Here is a 19,572-nt window from a genome sequence, read left to right as displayed (position 1 = left end):
CGGGGTCAGTCCTCCAGCACGCCGTTGCAGAGCCGGTTGACGACCTCGGTGAGCATCGTCAGTCCGCCCACGGTGTCCTTGTCCGTGGTGTATTCGTGCTCGTTGTGGGAGATCCCGTCCACGCTGGGCACAACAGCATCACGGTCGGGACAAGGTCCTTCATGTTGGTCGAATCGTGCCCCGCCAGGGTCTTGACCTGCTTGTTCGCCAGGCCGAGGCCGGCCGCCACCTTGGCCGCGAGTTCAACGCCTTCGGGCTGGTACGGGGTCTCCGGCCAGGAGTGGGCGTGGTTGCGTTCCACCGTGACGTTCGCCTGTTCCTCGATCTTTGCGATCCGCTGGTGCAGCAGGGTGTCGGCCTCGGCGAGGACGGCTTCGTCGGCGCTGCGCTGGTCCAGCAGCAGGCTCACCCGGGACGGCACCACGACGGGCGAGTAGGGGTAGACGTTCAGTTGCCCCACGGAGGTGTGCAGCACACCGGGAAGGCGTCGGCGAGTTCCCGGGCAGCGACCACCATCATGGACGCACCGAGCAACGCGTCTTTCCGGTCGGCGATCACGGTGGAGCCCGTGTGGGCCTGCTCGCCGTGGACCACGAACTCGTACTTGTTGGCCGCCCAGTTGGAGTTCACCAGGGCGATGGTGATGCCTTCGCGCTCCATGCTCCGGCCCTCCTCAATGTGGATCTCGGCGCAGTACGCGGATTCGGGGCCCTCGTAGCTGCCCCGGCAGCGATCGCGTCCAGAGCGTCGCGGACGGAGACTCCGGCCGTTTCCGTGGTGGCCAGCGCGGCCTCGAGATCGAGCTTGCCGGTGTGAACGGAGGAGCCCATCATGGACGGCTTGAAGCGCGAGCCCTCCTCGGACGGATTCGTGGATCCGGCCATCCGGTCCCTGCTCGACGGCGTTAAGGTGGCGGGCCCGGCGGTCACGGTCCGCATCGCGGACCACGGCGCCTACGCCATGAACCGTGCCCTGCTGGAGTTGAACCCCGGCGCCGTGCTGGTCGTGGACATGTCCGGTGACCACCGGAACGCGCCCGTGGGCGCCGTCACCGCGGCGGCGGCTACTGCGCAAGGCGCCGCCGGCGTCGTCGTCGACGGCGTGGCCACCGACATCCTGGAACTCCGCGCCGCCGGCCTGCCGGTCTTTGCCCGCGGAACCTCGTGCCTGACCACCAAACGGGTGCACTGCGGCGGCTCCGCGGTGAACGTCCCCGTTCAGTGCGGCGGCATCCAGGTCAATCCGGGCGACTGGGTGCTTGGAGACGACAACGGCGTGATCGTCCTGTCCCCGGAGGTGGCGTCCGAAGTCCTGGGGCAGGCATTGGCCGCCGACGCCGCCGAACCGGCGCTGCTGGCCGGCTCGCCACCGGCGAGCCGCTGGAATCGGTGCTGGCGATCTGACGGACGGCGGGGAACGGGTCAGGGATGCGGTAGAACTTAACCATGAACGTTCGCACTCCTGACCCGAACCCCGGCTGGCTCTCCGACGATGATTTGTTCGAGGCGCGCGGCCGGCTGCCCATGGTCTATGTCGAGGCCGTACCGGTCAGGCTGGATCCCCTCGGGTTCGTGAACGAGGTCGGCACCCTGCTGCAGGCCGACGAGGACGGCAACATGATCCGTTCCCTGGTCTCCGGCCGGGTGCTGTACCGCGAGACCATCCGCGCCGCCCTGCTGCGCCATATGGAGAAAGACCTCGGCCCGCTGGCGTTCCCACAGCTACCCATCAGCCCTGTGCCGTTCACTGTGGCCGAATACTTCCCGTCCCCGTCCCACACCGGGTTTACGGATGACCGCCAGCACGCCGTCGCCCTGGCCTACATCATCCCCGTCACCGGAGACTGCTCGCCGAGGCAGGACGCCCTCGAGCTGACCTGGATGACCCCGCAGGAAGTGATGAGCTCGGACGTGCAACTGGAATTCAGTGGCGGCCGCGGCGCGCTCATCCGGCAGGCGCTGGCCTTCGCCGGCGTCGGCAACTGACGCCTGCCGGAGCCCTCGTGTCGGTCCCGGGACTCCCGGAGGTACCCCCGCGTCCCCGACTTCACAGGTGGCTTTTGTAGACTGTTGGGCGGACCGTAAGAGAATTTAAGGACTCCAGATGACCCACCCACCAGCCTCCCGGAACTACAGCGAACAACAGGCTGGATCCCTACAGGGCGGCCAGCATCTGCTTCTTCCCGACGGCAAACGCACTGCCGAGATCCAGCACGTGGACGTGGAATCCGACGATTTCGGCACGCGCGCCATGGTCTTGGCGACCCTCACCGGCGGCGGCGTACTGCGCATCGCTGCCGGCTCCGCCGTCAAGGTCCTGGACATGGCAGGCCCCGGCACAGGCGAGAACGCAGCCTCCGGCGCTGCCGCTGACGCAGCCGACGGCGCGGACGCCCCGGACACCGCGAGCGAGACCGTGCCGGACGCGTCGCAGGACACCGCAGGCGGGACCGGCACCGGCGCACCCGCGGTGCCTTCCGCCGTCGTCGTACCTCCCCTGCCGCCCGCGCCGCCTGCAGCGACCGGCCCCAGCGAGGAGGAACTGGCCCTGATCCCAGCCCTCAAAGGCACGCCGGAGTCCGTCGTGGAAGCCGTGGCCGCGGCGTACCCGGATGCGGCGGGGGTGCAGCTGCTGACCGAACGGCTGACCAAGGGCATCAACACCAAGTCCGGGAGCTGCCTCAAGGACCTCAGCGATCTGGCGCACGAGCTCTTTATCCTCCGCAAGGACGCCGAGAACGCCCTCGCGATCGCCGACCTCCTCAACGTCCTGCCCTTCGACGGGAATCCCGGCCGATGGGCATCGGTCGAGGCGGCGCTCGCGCTGTCCAGCTACATCTGCCGCCAGCTCGGGCAGGCGGAACGCGCGGCAGTCTACGAGAAGTTCCTCCGCGCGCCCGACGCCATGGAACCCGACGCGTTCAAGGCCCGGATGAACGCCAAGGTCCGCCAGCGCTCGCTCAACGAACCGAACCTGTACGACAAGGAAATCTTCCGCGCTATCGATAACTCGAACCCGGATGCAGAACGGGAATGGCGGCTGCTCCGGCTGGAGGCGCTGCTGTTCCTGCGCGCCCACGGCGGCTCGGAGACGGTCGGCGGCCCCGAGCTGGAGCGCCGCATCGGCAACGAACTCGAATCCGTGCGCGCCTGAAGCATTTGCCCCTACCCCGTCGCGGCCGGTAGTTGTACATTCGGCCCATGACGAACAATCTGAGCGTTGTGATCAACTCCGACGCGCAGCAGGTTTGGACAATGCTGCGCGAACCGTCCAAAGTGGCTCAGTGGCACGGCTGGCAAGCTGATGACCAGGCCGCCGAGATCAATGAGATCTATTTCAGCCCCAAGGTGATCGAGAGTGCGGACCATACGTCCCTCGTGGTCGACGGCGGGGACGTCTTCACCCTGAAGCCGGTCCCCGCCGGTACCGAAGTCAGCGTCATCCGGGCCGCACTCGACCACAACTCCGAGTGGGCCGCCTGGGACGAGGACATCACCCAGGGCTGGCTGACGTTCCTCCAGCAGCTCCGCTTCGCCCTCGAACGGCATCCGCACGGCAACCGCCGGACCTTCTTCTTCTCCGTCCCCGGATCCGAAGGGTCCATCATCGACAAGCTGGGCCTGGGCAATGTGCCCGCCCCGGGCGAACCGTATTCTCTCACGCTGGCCACCGGCGAGGAAGTCTCCGGCAAGGTCTGGTTCCGGAGCAATCATCAGGTCGGGCTGACCGTGCACAGCTACGCTGAGCACGGCGAGGGCCTGGTGATTATGGCGGACCAGCCGGCCATCCCCGAGGTCCGGCCCGACGGCGGCTCCCTGGTGATCGTCTCGAGCTACGATCTGGGCGCCCACCAGCTGGAAGCCGTCCGCAGCCACTGGAACAAATGGCGGGCTGAGAACTACCCCACATCGGATGCGCTGCACTAAGGGTCGGAAGCTGTTAGCTGGCACACTTGAACGGTGCCAGCCATTCCTGAGTCCGATTCTCTGCCCTCCGCGCCAGCCCGGCAATCCGAGTTCTCCTTCCACGTGGGCAAACGCCTGAGCGAAAGCTGCTCGCCGTCGGCCGCGCAGGTGGCCCGCAACGGCGGGGAGTTCCTGGGCCGCACCGGCACCATCACCACCCCGCACGGCGAGATCCAGACGCCCGCGTTCATTGCCGTCGGCACCAAGGCCACGGTGAAATCAGTGTTGCCGGAATCCATCGCCGAGCTCGGGGCGCAGGCCGTCCTCGCCAACGCCTACCACCTGTACCTGCAGCCGGGCGCGAACATCCTGGACGAGGCCGGCGGGCTGGGCGCGTTCATGAACTGGCCCGGGCCCACCTTCACGGACTCCGGCGGGTTCCAGGTGATGAGCCTGGGCTCGGGGTTCAAGAAAGTCATCGACATGAAATCGGTGGACAACTCCGGACCCGACGACGCCGTCGCCCCCGGCAAGGAACGCCTGGCCCACGTGGACGAGGAAGGCGTGTGGTTCAAGAGCCACCTCAACGGCGACCGGCACCGCTTCAGCCCCGAAATCTCCATGAACGTCCAGCACCAGATCGGCGCGGACATCATGTTCGCGTTCGATGAGCTGACCACCCTGCAGAACTCCCGCGGGTACCAGGAAGAGTCGCTGGAACGCACCCGGCGCTGGGCCGAACGGTGCATCACCGAGCACTTCCGGCTGACGTCCGAGCGTGCCGGCAAACCGTACCAGGCGCTGTTCGGGGTCATCCAGGGCGCCCAGTATGAGGACCTGCGCCGGAAGGCCTGCCGGGATCTCGGCGCCATGAACTTCGACGGCTTCGGCATCGGCGGGGCGCTGGAGAAGGAAAACCTCGGCACGATCGTGCGCTGGTGCAACGAGGAACTGCCGGAGAACAAGCCGCGGCACCTTCTGGGCATCTCCGAACCGGACGACATCTTCACCGCCATTGAAAACGGCGCGGACACGTTCGACTGTGTCTCCCCCACCCGGGTGGCCCGGAATTCGGCGTTCTACCACCCCTCCGGCCGATACAACCTCTCCGGCGCCAAGTACAAGCGCGACTTCGGACCGCTGCAGGAAGGCTGCGACTGCTACGCCTGCCTGAACTATTCGCGGGCCTACATCCACCACCTGTTCAAGGCCAAGGAAATGGTCTCGGCCACCCTGATCTCGATCCACAACGAGCGCTTCGTTGTGAAAATGGTCGACGACGCCCGGCTGGCCATTGAGGCCGGAAACTTTTTCGAGTTCAAGGCCGAGACCCTGGCGAACTACTACTCCTAGGGGGCGTCCCGGCGTCGAAGTCGTCGGAACCGTGCCAGATCGCCGGAAGTTTCCGGCGATCTGGCGGCTTTCCGGCGACCTCGCGTGTTTCGAAGCGAACGACGGCGGCGCTCTGCGCGTCCTGTCCACCCAGCTCCACGACCCTGTTCTCCAGGGCGCTGAGCCGGGCGGTGTCGAGGACCTCAAGGGTCCGCACTCCCTCCTCGGCAGGCGCCGGTCCGGGCGAACTCGGTGTAGAACCGGGCGTAGTTGCCCTGCGCGGAGGCCACCTGGGTGCGGCCGCCGGCTACCGCGAGGGTCCCCCAGTTTTCCGGAACATTGATCCCCCATATGTCAGGTTCCAGGGCCGGGCGGCGGCCTGCGGCCAGGGCCTCGGCCTGGACGTCCGCGCCCGAGGCAATGTAGCTGCCCGTGCTGCCGTAGGCGCGCAGTTCACGCGTGGTCGAATGGTTGATTTTGCTGGCCGAGACTGTGGAGACGGCTCCGGACGCATGCGTCAGGGTCACGAAGAGGCCGCAGTCGGTGGTCTCGCCGAAGCGGTCCGTCCAGTCGAGGGCGCCGTGAACGTGGGTTGCCGGGCCCCGCAGCCATAGCATCTGGTCCACGAGGTGGCTGCCCAGCTCGCGCAGGAGCCCGCCGGAGACACCGGTCTCGAGGGTGGCGGCGGCGTCCTGGTCCATCATCGAGTGGACCCGCCACACTTCTCCGAGGCCACCCGAGGCAATGACGCCGGCCAGTGTCAGGATATCCGCGTCGCGGCGGCGGTTGTAATAGACGTTCAGGACCACCCCGGCCCGCCGCGCCGCCTCGGCAACTCCCGTGCCGGGGCGGCGTCGGGGGCGAACGGTTTGTCCGCGACGACGTGCACGCCGGCCGCAATGGCCGCCAGCACCAGCTCCTGGCGGGTGTGCGGGGCGTTGTGATGGTCACGGCGTCCACCCCGGCGTCGAGCAGCTCCGCAAGGCTCGCGTAGACGGGAAGCCCCGGGAAATCCGCGGCGACCTCGGCCCGAGGCGGGACGGGGTCCCCGCCGGGGCCGGCCTCATCACGAACGACGACGATGCGGGCGGACGCATGGCAGCGGACCACTTGCTGGGCCTCGGCCATACCAGCATCGGTCACCTGTCGGGCTCCGGAGGTGCCGCCTCCCGTCGGCGCGAAGGCTTCCGAAGCCGCCTCCTGGAGGCCGGCGCACAGGTCCGGATCGCCGGCGAGCCCCAGGGGACCGCGGAGGAGGACGGCTACGCGGCCGCCTGCTGGATACTGGACCACCGCCCCGGTACAACAGCCCTCTTCGCGGCCAACGACGCCATGGCCCTGGCTGCCCTCGCTGCAGCCAAGGCACGCGGCTTGTCCGTCCCGGCCGATCCCTCCGTGATCGGCCACGACAACTCCCAGCTGGCCAGGTCCCGGTGGACATCTCGTCCGTGGACAACCGCAGCGACATTGTCGGCGCCGATGTGGCAAACACCTTGCTGGCGCGGATCCAGGACCCCGCCCTCGAGCCGGAGCGCAAGCTGATCGTACCGGCCCTCGTCGTCCGCGGCACCACGGCCCGGGTTCCCGAGTGAGTTTCCGCCGTCGAATTCGCCGGAAGCGCCCGGGCTCGCCGTAAACTACCGGCGATCTGGCAGCGGTCCGGCGACTTCGCGTTTTCCACATATCGACGGCGGAGCCTCACGCCCACGCCCACGGCAGCTGAAGCTGGTGGCATGCCACAAAACCTCTCGCCCGAGCTGCCGCCGACGGGCAACCTCTGGCGCACGGAACAACTGCTCGACCTCGGCTACGGCTCCCGGGCCATCCGCGCGCTCCTGGATTCCGGCGCCCTGATCCGGCTACGCCATGGCTGCTACATCCGCGCCAGCCTCTGGAACGCCCAGTCCGCGGCCGCACGGGGCAGGCAGCTCATCTTCGCGCATGCCCACGGAACACGCACGACGTCGACAGGCAGCTTCCTCTACTGCCACACGTCCGCAGCGCGCCTCCGCCGTCTCCACCTGTGGGACGTGGATGACACCATCCATCTCCTGCAGAAGGTACGCCCGTCGAACGAGCGCCACGGCAGGGATGTCCGATGCCACACCCGTCCTTTCGCGGAGCAGGACATCGCCGAAGTGGCCGGTCTTCGGACGACATCCCTGGAGCGCACCACTGCCGACTGCGCCATGATGCTGCGCTACGGGCAGGCGTTGATCCTCACAGACCATGCGCTTCGCCGGGGCGCGGACCCGGAAGCCCTGCAGGCGATGGCAGATGCGCTGGATGGCCGCCGGGGGATCCGCACGTTCCGCCGCGTCCTCGCCACGGCCGATCCTCGGTCAGAATCTCCCGGCGAGACCCTGACCCGCGAGCTGATCCTGCGGTTGCGGATCAGGCCCCCTGAGCTGCAGCTTGAAGTGCTGAGCCGCGCCGGGCGCCATCGACTGGACTTTGGCTGGAAAAGGGAGAAAGTCGCCCTCGAGTTCGACGGCAAAATCAAGTACTTCGACTACAGGCCCACGGCCGAGGTGCTCTTCGAGGAACGGCGCCGGGAGAAGGCCCTGATTGAAGAGGGCTGGCGGTTCGTCCGGATCGAGTGGAAGGACCTCTTCCGGGAGCAGCAATTCAAGGGCCGGCTGCTCCGCGCGCTGGCCGACCGTCCCGGATCCTGAGCCCCGAATTCGCCGGACACCTGCGGATTCGCCGAGACGATACGGCGACCCCGCAGGTGTCCGGCGAATTGGGCAACGGGCACCGGCGGAGGAGGTGCGACCGCGGAGCGGCGGAACGGCGGGGCCCGGGGAGGGCCCGGGGAGGGTCCTACGCCCCGTAGCTCGGCTCGCGCCTCTTGATCCAGCCGATCGCGCCCGCGGTGACCGGGACGAAGAGGAACTCCACGAGGGTTTTGTACAGGAAGCCCACGACGACGTAGTTCACGAAGGTGCCGGCGTCGGTAATCCCGATCACGGAGGCCGCGATGCTGCAGAAAATCAGGGTGTCCACCAACTCGCCGGCCACTGAGGAGCCCATGATGCGCGCCCAGAGCGACTTTTCTCCCGTGCGCGCCTTCATCTTCACGAGGATCCAGGCGTTGATGGTCTGCCCGGCCAGGAACGCCAGCAGCGAGGCGAGCACGATCTGCGGGACCGGGCCCAGGGCGCCTTCCAGCGCGGCCTGCTTGGCGGCGCCGAAATCGTCGTCGAAGCCGGGCAAGGCGATGATGATCCAGTAGCAGACGGATGCGAACACGGAAAGCGCAAACGTGGCGACGATGGCCTTGCGCGCCACTTTGAAGCCGTAGACCTCGCTGATGACATCGCCCAGGATGTAGGCCAGCGGGAACAGGAAGAAGCCGCCGTCGGTGATGATCGGGCCGACCGCCACGCCCTTCGACGCCCCGATGTTGGACAGGATCAGCACCACGGCCATGAAGGCCAGCAGGATGCCGAAGTAGGGGGAACCGATCGAGGCGAACTTCGGCGGCGCTGCGGCCGGGAAAGTCTTGGCGGAAGTCATGGGTGTTCCATTCATAGTGGTTCGCTCGGTGCGAGGGCCTCCGGGGAGGTCGTGTGGGCAGCCGGCTGTATTAGCACTGGATGGCTCCTGACGGGCTGACCGCCGGAACCGCCTTCCATTCTCTCACCCCGGCGACTGCCCCCAGTTAACGACGACGGCGGGCCGCCGGCCGCCGCGACCGAAGTCCAGTAGCCGGCAACCCGCCGTCGTACGCTCCGCCGAAACAGGCTGCAGATCTAGCGGCGCGAAGCGTCGACAAGATCCTTGTCGTCGTCCTTGGGGCCGTCGCCCGGCACAGCCGCGTCAGCAGCGGGCTCCCAGGCGTGACCTTGCTCGTGGTCGAGGTGCGTGGATTTCTTGTTCTTCAGGGCGAAGATGTAGACCAGCAGCGAGATCGCGATGGCCACGGTGACGTAGGTGAAGAACAGGTCCACGCGCTCGGCCTTCTGGAGCGCGGCACCCAGGAGCGGAACCGTGCCGCCGAAGAGCGAGTTGGCAATGGCGTAGCCCAGTCCCACACCGAGGGCGCGGATGGAGGCAGGGAACAGCTCGGCCTTCACGAGGGCGTTGATCGAGGTGTAGCCGCCGACAATGAGCAGTCCGCCCATCATCAGCAGGAACGCGGTGAACGGATCCTTGGTTCCGGCCAGCGTGGAAAGCAACGGCCAGGTGAAGAGGACGCCGGTGATGCCGAACCACAGGAGCAGCGGCTTGCGCCCGACCTTGTCCGAGATGATGCCGTAAACCGGCTGGAGCAGCATGAAGATGAACAGCGCCCAGAAGTTGATCACCGAGGTGTCGGTCTTCGCGATGCCGGAGGTATCGTTCATGAACTTCAGAATGAAGTTGGTGTAGGTGTAGAACGCTACGGTGCCGCCGAGGGTGACACCGATGCAGATCAGCAGCGGCTTCCAGTACTGGGTGAACAGCAGCTTCATGGTGCCGGGCTGGGCAACGCCGGCCACTGCGGGAACCTTGGCGGCCTCGACCTGCTCGGCCGACACCGTTTCCTCCATTGAGCGCCGCAGCCACAGGACCACAAGAGCGGCCACGCCGCCGATCGCGAAGGGGATCCGCCAGCCCCATTCGGTCAGCGTTGATTTATCCATGGTGTTCTGCAGAAGCACCAGTACCAGCAAGGCCAGCATCTGGCCGCCGATCAGGGTGACGTACTGGAAGCTGGAGAAGAAGCCGCGGCGCTTGGAGGTAGCCGCCTCGGACATGTAGGTGGCGCTGGTGCCGTATTCGCCGCCCACCGAGAAGCCCTGGATCAGCCGGATAAGGATCAGCAGCAGCAGCGCCCAGACACCGATCTGCTGGGTGGTCGGCAGCAAGGCGATGGCGAAGGAGCCCGCGGACATCATCGTCACGCTCAGGGTCAGCGCGGCTTTGCGACCCTTCCGGTCGGCGTAACGGCCGAAGAACCAGGCGCCGATCGGGCGCATCAGGAACGACGTCGAGAAGACGGCCATCGCCTCAAGCCCGGCCTGCAGTTCGTCCTTGGAGCTGAAGAAGTGCGACTGGAAATACGCCGCGAAGACGGTGTAGACGTAGAGGTCGTACCACTCCACGAGGTTGCCGGCAGAGCCCTTAAGGATGTTGCTGACGGCCCTTCGGGTTCGTGCCGATTCGGACAGTTGGGTGCTCATCAATGAACCTTCCTAAATCCGGCGCCGCAAGAAAGCAACACCGTCCGCCACCCTAGCCTTGGTGATCCGGAACACTCGGGTTTTGGTCATATTGGTCATGGGCACAAGGCGCCGGGTTTGCCGGGAATGGCAGGATGGGACCATGACTTCCACCGCTTTTGACGCCGCTGCCCTGGCGGCTTCCAGTGCCACCGCCGCTCCCGCCGTCGCCCTGACCATCGCCGGTTCCGAAGCGACCGGCGGTGCCGGGGCGCAGGCTGACCTGAAGACCTTCCAGGAGCTGGGCGTCTTCGGCATTGCCAACCTGACCTGCATCGTTTCCTTCAATCCGCAGGACAACTGGAACCACCGCTTCGTGCCGATCGACCAGCAGGTCATCGCCGACCAGCTGGAGGCGACGACGGCGGCCTACGGTGCCGCGTCGGGCGCGCCGTCTGTGCTGGACACCGTGAAGATCGGGATGCTGGGCAGCCCGGCGACGATTGCGACCGTGGCCTCGGCCCTGGCCGGCTCCGGGTTTGCCAACGTTGTCCTTGACCCGGTGCTGATCTGCAAGGGCCAGGAGCCGGGCCACGCCCTCGACACCGATCAGGCGCTCAAGGCCCGGATCCTGCCGCTGGCGACCTTTGTCACGCCGAACCACTTCGAGGCCGAATCGCTCTCCGGCCTGCGGATCACCGACCTCGAATCCCTCAAGGCCGCGGCCGTCCGCATCCACGAACTCAGCGGCGCCGCGGTGCTCGCCAAGGGCGGCGTGCGCCTGGCCGGGCCCGACGCCGTCGACGTCTACTACGACGGCGAGACGCTCGAGGTCCTGTCCGCCCCGAAGGTGGGCGAGGTGGCGGTTTCCGGCGCGGGTTGCTCGCTGGCCGCGGCCGTAACGGCCGAGCTCGCCAAGGGTGCCACCCCGCTGGAGGCCGCCCGGACCGCGAAGTTGTTCGTCACCGCCGGGATCAGGAACCGGGTGGCCTCGGGCGCGCCGTTCGACGCACTGTGGCAGGGCGGCCCGCGTTAACTTACTCTTCGGCAACTGGAGGACGGAAGATGGCACAGCACTTTGACACCGTGGACGAGTACATCGCCTCATTCCCCGCCGAGGTGCAGGACGTCCTTCAGGAAATCCGGCGCCGCTGCCGCACTGCCGTGCCGGATTCCGGGGAGATGATCAGCTACGGCATCCCGACGATCACGATCGGCGGCGCGTATGTGGTCTATTTCGCCGGCTGGGCACATCATGTGTCCGTGTACCCCGTGCCCGACGGCGACGAGGCGTTCCGCGCGTCCGTCGCACCGTGCCTGGCGGCGAAGGGGACGCTGAAGTTCCGGATGGGGAAGCCGGTGCCGTACGAGCTCATAGGACAGGTGGCGGCGCTGCTGGCGGCTGAACGCCGGAGCGGGACGCCCTAGGCCGCCGAGTTCGCCGGAAACTCTCCAGTTCGCCGGAAGTTTGCGGCGAACTGGAGAGTTTCCGGCGATTTCATTCCCGGTGGGCCATCCGTCAGCGCGGGTCCGAGACCTTCCCCATGTGGAACGGCCGGTCGAAGTCGATGGTCTGGTCCAGGGGGGCGCACCGGTCACGGCACCGTCAATCTGGGTCACTGCCGCGGCCACCGTTCCCTTCTCCGCAACGGTGATGTTGGCAGCCTGCGCGGCCTGGGTGATGGTGAGCCTGGGCTGGATGACGTCGAAGTCCGCGGTGGTGACGAGGGTCTTGGCCAGCCCGAGCGAACCGAGCACCCTCCGAAGGTGGAAGCTGCTCTTGTGGTCCCACTTGGGCGAGGAGATCAGCACGGAGACCTCCGCGTCCGTGTCCAGGGCCGCAACGATTTCCGCCAACGTGGCGGCCGTGAGGGTCTCCGGGTCGGCACCGGAACCGGGCAGCACCAGCCGCATGGCAAACCCTTCCGCGTACGGGAGCTCCACCGCCCGCCAGCCGGCACCCTCCGCGTAGACCAGTTCCAGGTCCTGGTGCATCGTCGGCACATTGATTTCCTCGCCACCGGACTTGGTGAAGGGTTGGTCCGACGTGTCGTTGGGGTCGAACGGCGACCGCCACGCCGCGGCGAAGTAGAGGGCATTGAGGAGGCTGAAGGTGGTGTCGCGGTCGTACTCCGTGGGTGCCTTCTTGATCCGGCCGCCGGTGTTCCGGTCCACCCAGGTGCAGCTGGATCATTAACTTGACGTGCTCAGAACAAAGCCCGGCGCGTTTCCCGGATCCACTGCACTGGCACAAGCCCGCCATGAGGGGTGTTCACGGCTGCCCATGACGCTTTCTGGGCGGCCGCACGGAAACAGGTGGTGATACTGCCGGGACCCAGGCGCTGATCGAGGTGCTTCTGCTGCACCGGTCCATGGAACGGGAACATGTCATCGCAGGCATTGCCGCGGCCCTGCAGGTCGGTGCCGTGACCGCTGACGTAGTCGCCGTAGAAGCACGACGATGCGCCGTCGAAGACATCATCGGGCGGCCTCGGGACAACCGTCACCCCGGCGCAAAAGAAGAAATCGTTGAGCACCGCATTGTCAGTCTCACCCAGCGCCGTCTCGCGGACCCCGCAGCCGTGATCGCCGGCCTGCCACCGGACAGGCGTCAGCTGCCGTCGGTGGCAGGCTATGACCGGCTCCTCAGACTTCCGGCCCCGAATATTCCCACCCCGCCGTCCAAGGAGCAGGTCTCATGAACCCAACCACAGCCCTTGTCGTGTCCCAGATCCTGCGCCGCCGCCGCGGACTGACTGAACAGGCCGCGGTCGCGGCCGTGGACCAGGCCTGCCGCCGGCTTCGCCTGCCCACGATCAGGGCCGTTCTGGATGAGGCACTGCTAGTCGCCGGGAAGGAACAGCTCTCCTATCAGGGCTTCCTTGCGGAGCTTCTGCTGGCCGAGTGTGATGACCGGGACCGGCGTTCCTGCATCCGGCGGGTGAAGTCAGCGAACTTCCCCCGCGATAAATGGCTGGGTGACTTCGACTACGCTGCGAACCCGAACATCAACGAAGCCACGATCAATACCCTGGCGTCCGGTGACTGGATCCGCAAGGGACAACCGCTCTGCCTGGCCTTGGACTTCAGATCCTCCCGTTAGCCCGTCATCGAGCCGCCCGGAAACTCCCGCCCGGTGGTGCCCTGTTGAGATCCGGCGTTGGGACGCCGGATACGATCCGGCTAGACGTTGTTGGATTCCTTCAACGTGCATAATTCCGCCCACATCCTTTGGGACGGTCAACTTCGTTGGCGGCTAAATGTCAGCTTCAAATGGCGGTCTGGCCGTCCCGTTCTGAGCGGGTACCTAATCTGGCGCTCCATTTCCCTCGAGAAAGGAGCGTTACCTGCCCAAACGTTCCTGGACCGTAAGGTCTGGCCTCTGGCGTGGAGGCTGGGCGGAGAGCATAATCATCACGTGCTGGCCGTGACCCTCGTCAGCATGGGATGTAGGCACGCGAGGGGTGTGGGCGGACGGGTGAAGGGATTGTCAATGAGCCAAGCACTGGACGATGCGGTCAAGGTCGCGCGGGAGCACGCCGAGCGGGTGGACGCCGACGGGGTATATCCTCTTGAGGCGGTCGCGGAGTTGCGGGCCAGCGGTCTCCTGGGGCTGGTGCTACCTGTCGAGGTCGGCGGTGCCGGTGCCGGGCCGGAAATGTTCACCGAGGCGGTCAGTGCACTGGCGGAGGCGTGCGGTTCAACGGCGATGATCTATTTGATGCATGCCGCGGCCGCAGTCACGATCGCGGCCGCGCCGCCCCCGGATCTGCCGGACCTGCTGGCAGGTATGGCGCGCGGGACAACGCTGGGCACGCTGGCATTCAGTGAGCGGGGATCCCGGTCGCATTTCTGGGCGCCCGTCTCGATCGCGACCGCCAGCGGGACCACTGTCCGCTTGCGCGCTGACAAAAGCTGGGTAACGTCGGCCGCTCACGCCGATGTCTATGTGGTCTCGACCGGCACGCCCTCGGGGGTGCCCGGTGAGGTGGACCTGTATGCCGTTCCCGCCGGTACGCCGGGTTTGAACATTGCCGGTCCCTGGCGGGGGCTCGGGCTGCGCGGCAACGACTCCGCACCGATGACTGTGGACGCTGACCTTCCGGTCGGGTACCGGCTGGGCGGGCCGGCGACGGGCTTCGCGCTGATGATGGAGACGGTGCTGCCGTGGTTCAACCTCGGCAACGCGGCGGTCTCGCTGGGTCTGGCATCTGCCGCTACCCGGGCAGCCGTCGCCCACGTTGGAGCGGCCCGGCTCGAGCACCTGGGCCAGTCACTGGCCGGGTTGCCTACGATCCGGGCCCAGATCGCCCGGATGGGCATCAGCCTGGCAGCGCAGCGTGCTTATCTGGCCCATGCCGCCGGCAGCGTCGCAGCTCCCGGTGAAGACACGATGCTGCATGTGCTCGGAGTCAAGGCCTCGGCCAACGATGCTGCACTCGAGATCACAGACGCGGCCATGCGGGTCTGCGGGGGTGCGGCGTTCTCCAAGCACCTGCCCATTGAACGGGCCTTCCGTGATGCGCGGGCGGGCTCGGTAATGGCGCCGACCGCGGATGCGCTCTATGACTTCTATGGCAGGGCCGTCACCGGCCTGCCGCTGTTCTGAGGAGGCCGGATCATGTCCGAGCAGCTGCTGGTGGGTGCCGTGGCCTACACCCCAAATGTGGTGCCCATCTGGGAAGGCATCCGCGAATACTTCACGGACTCGCCGGCTCCGATGGACTTTGTCCTGTTCTCCAACTACGGACGCCAGGTCCAGGCGCTTCGGGCCGGACAGGTCGACATCATCTGGAACACCAACCTGGCCTATGTGCGTACGGTCATGCAGACTGGGGGCCGGGCCCGGGCACTTGCCATGCGCGACACCGACACACGGTTCGCGACCGTGTTCGTGGCCCGCACCGGAAGCGGGTTCTCCGGCCCGGGGGCCCTCGCCGGACAGCGGCTGGCTCTGGGATCCGCGGACTCGGCCCAGGCCGCCATCCTGCCGCTGTACTACTTGGCCCGTGCCGGCCTGGACCTCGCGTCGCTGGAGGTGCAGAGGTTCGATAGTGACATCGGCAAGCACGGTGACACCGGGCGCAGCGAGCTGGACGCCATCGACGCGGTACTCGCCGGCGAGGCCGACGTCGCGGCAATCGGAATCACCACCTGGGAGGGCATCGGCGGCGGGGAGCTGATGCCGGAGGCGCTGGAGGCGGTGTGGCAGACCGAACCGTACTGCCATTGCATGTTCACCGCCCTGGACACCCTGCCCGCCGAACGCTACGAACCGTGGGTCAGCACGCTGCTGGCCATGGACTGGGAACGGCCCGAGCACCGCCGGATCCTGGAGCTCGAGGGGTTGCGGCGCTGGGTCCGGCCCGAACTCGACGGCTACGCCGGATTGTTCGCCGCCGTCGAGGAGCAGGGGGTGACCAAGTGGTGGTGATCCTGGATCTGGTACGCATGGTGGGGACCCTGGCCGAGGGTGCCACCGGCGCGGTGACTATCGGCTCCGCGACCGAGTTTGACCTGGTCCAGCGCTGGTGTGAACGAACGGGTAACACCCTCATCACCGAGTCATGGACCGACGTTGGGCCCGGCGCCGCCGTCGTACGGCGCGGCCGCCTGCCCGACCCGGCAGTGACGCTGGGACCGGACCGCCTGCCCGGGGCACGGCTCTGGCTGTACACGAACTTCCACTGCAACCTGGCCTGTGACTACTGCTGTGTCGCTTCCTCACCCAGGGCCGAGCGCCGGGAGCTCGGCGTCGAACGGATCGCCCGCCTGGTTCGGGCGGGCGCAGACTGGGGCGTCCAGGAGGTTTATCTCACCGGCGGCGAACCGTTTCTGCTGCCCGACATTGCTCGGATTGTCACAGACTGTGTCCGGCTGTTGCCGACCACCCTGCTGACCAACGGAATGTTGTTCCGGGGGCCCGGGCTTCGTTCCTTGCGGGCGATGCCGCGCGAGGACTTCGCCCTGCAGATCAGCCTGGACTCCCCGACCCCCGAGATCCACGACGGGCACCGCGGTGCCGGCAGCTGGGCCCGGGCGGTGGCCGGCGTCGGCGTCGCACTCGGCGAGGGTTTCCGGGTCCGGGTGGCTGCGACGATCGCGTCGCCGCACGCGACCGATCTGGCCGCGCTGCACGATTTTCTCGACGGGCTGGGCATCCCTCGGGCGGACCAGGTCATCCGCCCGGTCGCGCAGCAGGGCGCCGCCGACACCGGGGTCCAGTTCAGCCGCGAAACACTGGTCCCGGAAGTCACCGTCACCGCCGACGGGGTGTACTGGCACCCGGTCGCCGCGACGGATGACCGGGCCCTTGTCAGCACGCAGATCGAACCCCTGGGGCCGGCTCTCAGCGAGGTCTACCGGCTCTTCGCCGAGCAGTGGGCTGCCGCCGGTGCCGCCGCTAAACTCTTCCCTTGCGCGTAGCCAGGCTTACAGTGGCCCGGACCGGCTCCTCGGACCGGGCGCAATCCGCAGTGCGTTCGTGCACCCACAACACACCGGATGTGCGCCGACCGATAGGCTTCGTGCCTCGCCCAGGACACGCTTTGGGGCTAGCATGATGCCATGAGGCCCAACGACGAGGTGCTTGTCGTACATATATCCGGCGGTCGCGGGGAATCGCCGGCTGGCCCTGCGCCCTGCAGAGACGCCTTCATGAAGGACAACAGCAAGGTCTCCGACGATGTCTGACCTGACCGCGACCGCGGCGTCGGGCGGCAGGACCGCCGACGAAGGACTCGACTCGGGGCGGACCGCCCGGGCCGTCATCGCCGGCCTGCGAATTGCCGTGGCCCTTCTGTGGATCCAGAACGTCAGCTGGAAGATCCCCCCCGACTTCGGCCGCGACGACCATACGGGTCTCTTCCAATTCACCAGCTACGCCGTCGAGCACCCGGTCCTCCCGCCGTTCTCCTGGCTGGTCCAGTACGTCGTTTTACCGAACTTCACACTTTTCGGCTACGCCACCCTGCTGGTCGAGTTCAGCCTCGGCGCGTTCCTGCTCGCCGGCCTGTTCACCCGCTTCTGGGCCGCGATCGGCATCATCCAGACTCTGGCGATCACCATGTCCGTTCTGAACGCACCCAACGAGTGGCACTGGTCCTACTACCTCATGCTCGCCGCGCACTTGGTGCTGCTCGCGACGGCTGCCGGCCGGACCGCGGGACTCGACGGCCTGCTCCGTCCGCTCTGGCGGACCTCGTCGAACCGCCTGGCCACGTGGGCGCTGAGGGCATCATGACCGGTCCCCGCGGTACCTCCCGGGCCGGACTGGATCAGGGAACCCGGCGACGGGCAGTTGCGCTCAGTGCCGTCACCGCGGCAAGCGCCCTATTCGCACTCATCGACTATGACCCGCTTAAGCTGGTGCCGGTCAATCCGCTGCAAGCGGTGGTTCTTCTCATTCTTGCCCTCATCGCCTTCGCCGGCACCGTGCTCCGGCTGCGCGCCGTGCTGTTCGGCGTCGGGGTAGTGATGATCGCCCTGGGACTCATCCGTCTTGTCACCTACGGACAGGGGTTCGCGCTGATCGCCGGCAGCGTCGGAACGGCAGCGCTGCTGACCGGACTCGGCTTGGCCCTCATCGGAATCATCCTCGTCGGTGACCAGAAGACACCTGAACGGCGAGCCGCACCCATCGGACCGGGCTAACGGCTGTGGCCGGCGAGCCTATCCTGCCCCGAGGTGAGTCCCACGAGGCGGTGAACTGGCCACGGAGAAGACCGTATCCGCGTGCCTGGACCCATGGCGTGGAGGGGTGAGCAACATGACCGGGCCCACAGTGGATGTTGTTCTGCCGTGTCTGAATGAATTCGGGGCACTGCAATGGGTCCTGGCCAGGATGCCTCACGGGTACCGGGCCATCGTGGTGGACAATGGCTCCACCGACGGTTCGGCGGAACTTGCGGCGGAGCTTGGGGCGACGGTGATCCGGGAAAGCCGGCGAGGGTTCGGGGCGGCAGCCCATGCCGGCCTTCTCGCCGCTACGGCGGACTTCGTGGCGTTCTGCGACTGCGATGGCTCCCTGGATCCGGCCGGGCTGCCTGCCCTGCTGGCGCCTGTCATGGCCGGCACCGCCGATCTCGTGCTGGGCAGCCGCCGACCGCAGCGGGGTTCATGGCCTTTTCATGCCCGTAGCGCCAACCATGTCCTGGCCTGGTGGCTGCGCCGCCGCACCGGCGAAGCCGTCACCGACCTCGGACCCATGCGGGCCGCACGCCGCGGGGATCTTCTGTCCCTTCAGCTTGAGGACCGCAGGAGCGGATATCCGCTGGAGATGTTTCTCAAAGCCAGCCTGCGGGGCTGGAGAATCACCGAACTTCCGGTGGTTTATGCCCCGCGCACGGGCAAGTCCAAGGTAACCGGAACAGTCCTGGGCACAGTGAGGGCTGTGCGCGATATGTCAGCACAGCTCCGGGCAGCAGCGGCCGCAGCTGATGCCGGGCCGGTCCGTAGCCTTCCCGACAGCGAGGAACAGCCATGAGGTCAACGCTGGATCTGCAGGTGGCGGTCTTCGCCAAGGAGTGCCTGCCGGGCCGGGTGAAGACCCGGCTGACTCCGCCATTGACGCCCGATCAGGCCGCTGACCTGGCACAACTCAGCCTCAGCAGGACTCTCGATACCATCAGACTCCTGCCGGTACGCGAACGGCTGCTGGTGATGGACGGGAGACCGCGCGCCCGGGATGCCGCAGGATTCGCCGTTGTGGCCCAGACCGGCGGCCAGCTGGATGAACGGCTCGCTGCAATCTGCGACGACGCCACCGGCCCCTTGCTGATCGTCGGCATGGACACACCCCAGGTTTCAGCGGCGCATCTTGCCCCGCTACTCATGGACTGGTCCGCGGCGACGCCCCAGCACGATGCCTGGATGGGACCGGCTGAGGACGGCGGCTTCTGGGCGCTGGCCCTCCGCCGGCCCGGGGGCGCGCTGGTCCGCGGCGTGCCGATGTCCACGGACACGACCGGAGCGGAACAGCTCTCCCGGCTGGCGGCGGGCGGACTCTCAGTGGGGCTGTTGCCGGTTCTGAGGGACATGGACCACATGGACGATGCACGGGAGATCGCCGCGGAAATCCCGGGCACCGAATTCGCAGCCGCGGTGGCGGCCGTCATCGAACAAATGCAGACCAAAGGCCGCGGTGACAAGCCTGAAGACCGGGTTGTGGTCTCCGGGCCGGCCTAGGG

The 19,572-nt window shown here is 67.2% G+C and carries 19 protein-coding genes and 5 pseudogenes; 19 read left to right on the top strand and 5 right to left on the bottom strand.

The features are described from left to right. Positions 1-5: 5 nt before the first annotated feature. Positions 6-863, bottom strand: a pseudogene (locus ABIB51_RS12000) (M20/M25/M40 family metallo-hydrolase); the annotation flags it as partial. Here ABIB51_RS12000 and ABIB51_RS11995 point away from each other — a divergent pair. The 5 genes from ABIB51_RS11995 to tgt all read left to right on the top strand — a co-directional run bounded on the left by ABIB51_RS11995 (position 832) and on the right by tgt (position 5,258). Further along, positions 832-1,443: an RraA family protein gene (locus tag ABIB51_RS11995; RefSeq protein ID WP_354188223.1), complete on the top strand. Its 612-nt coding sequence runs from the start codon at positions 832-834 to the stop codon at positions 1,441-1,443. The pseudogene ABIB51_RS12000 and the gene ABIB51_RS11995 overlap by 32 nt on opposite strands. A 2-nt stretch (positions 1,444-1,445) precedes the next feature. After that, positions 1,446-1,985 carry an NUDIX hydrolase family protein gene (locus tag ABIB51_RS11990; protein WP_354188221.1) on the top strand — a complete coding sequence of 180 codons (540 nt, stop codon included), beginning with the start codon at positions 1,446-1,448 and terminating at the stop codon, positions 1,983-1,985. A 118-nt stretch (positions 1,986-2,103) separates the two neighbouring features. Next, positions 2,104-3,153 carry a DUF6707 family protein gene (locus tag ABIB51_RS11985; protein WP_354188219.1) on the top strand — a complete coding sequence of 350 codons (1,050 nt, stop codon included), beginning with the start codon at positions 2,104-2,106 and terminating at the stop codon, positions 3,151-3,153. A 47-nt stretch (positions 3,154-3,200) separates the two neighbouring features. Beyond that, positions 3,201-3,926 carry an SRPBCC family protein gene (locus tag ABIB51_RS11980; RefSeq protein WP_354188217.1) on the top strand — a complete coding sequence of 242 codons (726 nt, stop codon included), beginning with the start codon at positions 3,201-3,203 and terminating at the stop codon, positions 3,924-3,926. A gap of 42 nt (positions 3,927-3,968) precedes the next feature. After that, positions 3,969-5,258, top strand: coding sequence for a tRNA guanosine(34) transglycosylase Tgt (gene tgt, locus ABIB51_RS11975; RefSeq protein ID WP_502916122.1), 1,290 nt, complete (start codon positions 3,969-3,971; stop codon positions 5,256-5,258). Positions 5,259-5,440: 182 nt separating this feature from the next. Here the strand turns inward: tgt and ABIB51_RS11970 are convergent, their stop codons facing one another. After that, a complete protein-coding gene (locus ABIB51_RS11970; RefSeq protein WP_354188213.1) occupies positions 5,441-6,046 on the bottom strand; it encodes a Gfo/Idh/MocA family protein in 606 nt (201 codons plus the stop codon). A gap of 286 nt (positions 6,047-6,332) precedes the next feature. Here ABIB51_RS11970 and ABIB51_RS11965 point away from each other — a divergent pair. The 3 genes and pseudogenes from ABIB51_RS11965 to ABIB51_RS11955 all read left to right on the top strand — a co-directional run. After that, a pseudogene (locus tag ABIB51_RS11965) lies at positions 6,333-6,641 on the top strand (substrate-binding domain-containing protein); the annotation flags it as partial. A 29-nt stretch (positions 6,642-6,670) separates the two neighbouring features. Next, positions 6,671-6,829 carry a hypothetical protein gene (locus tag ABIB51_RS11960; RefSeq protein WP_354188331.1) on the top strand — a complete coding sequence of 53 codons (159 nt, stop codon included), beginning with the start codon at positions 6,671-6,673 and terminating at the stop codon, positions 6,827-6,829. Positions 6,830-6,970: 141 nt separating this feature from the next. After that, positions 6,971-7,912, top strand: coding sequence for a type IV toxin-antitoxin system AbiEi family antitoxin domain-containing protein (locus tag ABIB51_RS11955; RefSeq protein WP_354188211.1), 942 nt, complete (start codon positions 6,971-6,973; stop codon positions 7,910-7,912). A 148-nt stretch (positions 7,913-8,060) separates the two neighbouring features. On the opposite strand, the gene ABIB51_RS11950 is transcribed toward ABIB51_RS11955, so the two are convergent. Both ABIB51_RS11950 and ABIB51_RS11945 read right to left on the bottom strand, forming a co-directional pair. Continuing rightward, positions 8,061-8,756: a queuosine precursor transporter gene (locus ABIB51_RS11950; RefSeq protein ID WP_354188209.1), complete on the bottom strand. Its 696-nt coding sequence runs from the start codon at positions 8,754-8,756 to the stop codon at positions 8,061-8,063. Between the two features lie 236 nt (positions 8,757-8,992). After that, positions 8,993-10,405 (bottom strand): MFS transporter, encoded by a 1,413-nt coding sequence (locus ABIB51_RS11945; RefSeq protein WP_354188207.1) that lies wholly within the window; start codon positions 10,403-10,405, stop codon positions 8,993-8,995. Positions 10,406-10,547: 142 nt separating this feature from the next. Between ABIB51_RS11945 and ABIB51_RS11940 the strand changes: the two genes are divergently transcribed. Together ABIB51_RS11940 and ABIB51_RS11935 are read left to right on the top strand one after the other, a co-directional pair. Further along, the gene (locus ABIB51_RS11940) at positions 10,548-11,420 is read left to right on the top strand and encodes a hydroxymethylpyrimidine/phosphomethylpyrimidine kinase (RefSeq protein WP_354188205.1); all 873 of its coding nucleotides are present in this window, start codon (positions 10,548-10,550) and stop codon (positions 11,418-11,420) included. Between the two features lie 29 nt (positions 11,421-11,449). Further along, positions 11,450-11,812, top strand: a complete 363-nt coding sequence (locus ABIB51_RS11935; RefSeq protein WP_354188325.1) for an iron chaperone — start codon at positions 11,450-11,452, stop codon at positions 11,810-11,812. A gap of 240 nt (positions 11,813-12,052) precedes the next feature. Here the strand turns inward: ABIB51_RS11935 and ABIB51_RS11930 are convergent. Beyond that, a pseudogene (locus ABIB51_RS11930) lies at positions 12,053-12,559 on the bottom strand (serpin family protein); the annotation flags it as partial. A 22-nt stretch (positions 12,560-12,581) separates the two neighbouring features. Between ABIB51_RS11930 and ABIB51_RS11925 the strand changes: the two are divergent. The 9 genes and pseudogenes from ABIB51_RS11925 to ABIB51_RS11885 form a co-directional block, all read left to right on the top strand. Continuing rightward, positions 12,582-13,086 (top strand): annotated as a pseudogene (locus tag ABIB51_RS11925) (IS21 family transposase); the annotation flags it as partial. Next, positions 13,083-13,469, top strand: a pseudogene (locus ABIB51_RS11920) (ATP-binding protein); the annotation flags it as partial. The pseudogenes ABIB51_RS11925 and ABIB51_RS11920, both read left to right, overlap by 4 nt. A gap of 408 nt (positions 13,470-13,877) precedes the next feature. Next, entirely contained in the window at positions 13,878-14,993 is a 1,116-nt protein-coding gene (fadE16, locus tag ABIB51_RS11915; RefSeq protein WP_354188203.1) for an Rv1679 family acyl-CoA dehydrogenase, read from the top strand. A gap of 12 nt (positions 14,994-15,005) precedes the next feature. Further along, entirely contained in the window at positions 15,006-15,818 is an 813-nt protein-coding gene (locus tag ABIB51_RS11910) for an Rv1680 family SBP-like protein (protein ID WP_354188201.1), read from the top strand. After that, a complete protein-coding gene (locus tag ABIB51_RS11905) occupies positions 15,809-16,810 on the top strand; it encodes an Rv1681 family radical SAM protein (protein ID WP_354188199.1) in 1,002 nt (333 codons plus the stop codon). Before ABIB51_RS11910 ends, ABIB51_RS11905 begins: the two co-directional genes overlap by 10 nt. 259 nt (positions 16,811-17,069) lie before the next feature. After that, the gene (locus tag ABIB51_RS11900) at positions 17,070-17,627 is read left to right on the top strand and encodes a DoxX family protein (protein ID WP_354188197.1); all 558 of its coding nucleotides are present in this window, start codon (positions 17,070-17,072) and stop codon (positions 17,625-17,627) included. Further along, on the top strand, positions 17,624-18,037 hold the full coding sequence (locus ABIB51_RS11895; protein WP_354188195.1) for an Rv1678 family membrane protein: 414 nt from the start codon (positions 17,624-17,626) through the stop codon (positions 18,035-18,037). Before ABIB51_RS11900 ends, ABIB51_RS11895 begins: the two co-directional genes overlap by 4 nt. 115 nt (positions 18,038-18,152) lie before the next feature. Further along, positions 18,153-18,869: a glycosyltransferase family 2 protein gene (locus ABIB51_RS11890; protein ID WP_354188193.1), complete on the top strand. Its 717-nt coding sequence runs from the start codon at positions 18,153-18,155 to the stop codon at positions 18,867-18,869. Next, positions 18,866-19,570, top strand: coding sequence for a TIGR04282 family arsenosugar biosynthesis glycosyltransferase (locus tag ABIB51_RS11885; RefSeq protein ID WP_354188191.1), 705 nt, complete (start codon positions 18,866-18,868; stop codon positions 19,568-19,570). Before ABIB51_RS11890 ends, ABIB51_RS11885 begins: the two co-directional genes overlap by 4 nt. Positions 19,571-19,572: the final 2 nt, after the last annotated feature.

Source organism: Arthrobacter sp. UYCu712 (assembly GCF_040547005.1).
Classification (GTDB): Bacteria; Actinomycetota; Actinomycetes; order Actinomycetales; family Micrococcaceae; genus Arthrobacter.
This window is presented reverse-complemented; position numbering and strand designations above follow the sequence as displayed.

Coding starts and splice junctions, on each gene's coding strand:
- ABIB51_RS11995 (WP_354188223.1), top strand. CDS start 832: ATGGACGGCTTGAAGCGCGAGCCCTCCTCGGACGGATTCGTGGATCCG.
- ABIB51_RS11990 (WP_354188221.1), top strand. CDS start 1,446: ATGAACGTTCGCACTCCTGACCCGAACCCCGGCTGGCTCTCCGACGAT.
- ABIB51_RS11985 (WP_354188219.1), top strand. CDS start 2,104: ATGACCCACCCACCAGCCTCCCGGAACTACAGCGAACAACAGGCTGGA.
- ABIB51_RS11980 (WP_354188217.1), top strand. CDS start 3,201: ATGACGAACAATCTGAGCGTTGTGATCAACTCCGACGCGCAGCAGGTT.
- ABIB51_RS11955 (WP_354188211.1), top strand. CDS start 6,971: ATGCCACAAAACCTCTCGCCCGAGCTGCCGCCGACGGGCAACCTCTGG.
- ABIB51_RS11950 (WP_354188209.1), bottom strand. CDS start 8,756: ATGACTTCCGCCAAGACTTTCCCGGCCGCAGCGCCGCCGAAGTTCGCC.
- ABIB51_RS11945 (WP_354188207.1), bottom strand. CDS start 10,405: ATGAGCACCCAACTGTCCGAATCGGCACGAACCCGAAGGGCCGTCAGC.
- ABIB51_RS11940 (WP_354188205.1), top strand. CDS start 10,548: ATGACTTCCACCGCTTTTGACGCCGCTGCCCTGGCGGCTTCCAGTGCC.
- ABIB51_RS11935 (WP_354188325.1), top strand. CDS start 11,450: ATGGCACAGCACTTTGACACCGTGGACGAGTACATCGCCTCATTCCCC.
- fadE16 (WP_354188203.1), top strand. CDS start 13,878: ATGAGCCAAGCACTGGACGATGCGGTCAAGGTCGCGCGGGAGCACGCC.
- ABIB51_RS11910 (WP_354188201.1), top strand. CDS start 15,006: ATGTCCGAGCAGCTGCTGGTGGGTGCCGTGGCCTACACCCCAAATGTG.
- ABIB51_RS11900 (WP_354188197.1), top strand. CDS start 17,070: ATGTCTGACCTGACCGCGACCGCGGCGTCGGGCGGCAGGACCGCCGAC.
- ABIB51_RS11895 (WP_354188195.1), top strand. CDS start 17,624: ATGACCGGTCCCCGCGGTACCTCCCGGGCCGGACTGGATCAGGGAACC.
- ABIB51_RS11890 (WP_354188193.1), top strand. CDS start 18,153: ATGACCGGGCCCACAGTGGATGTTGTTCTGCCGTGTCTGAATGAATTC.
- ABIB51_RS11885 (WP_354188191.1), top strand. CDS start 18,866: ATGAGGTCAACGCTGGATCTGCAGGTGGCGGTCTTCGCCAAGGAGTGC.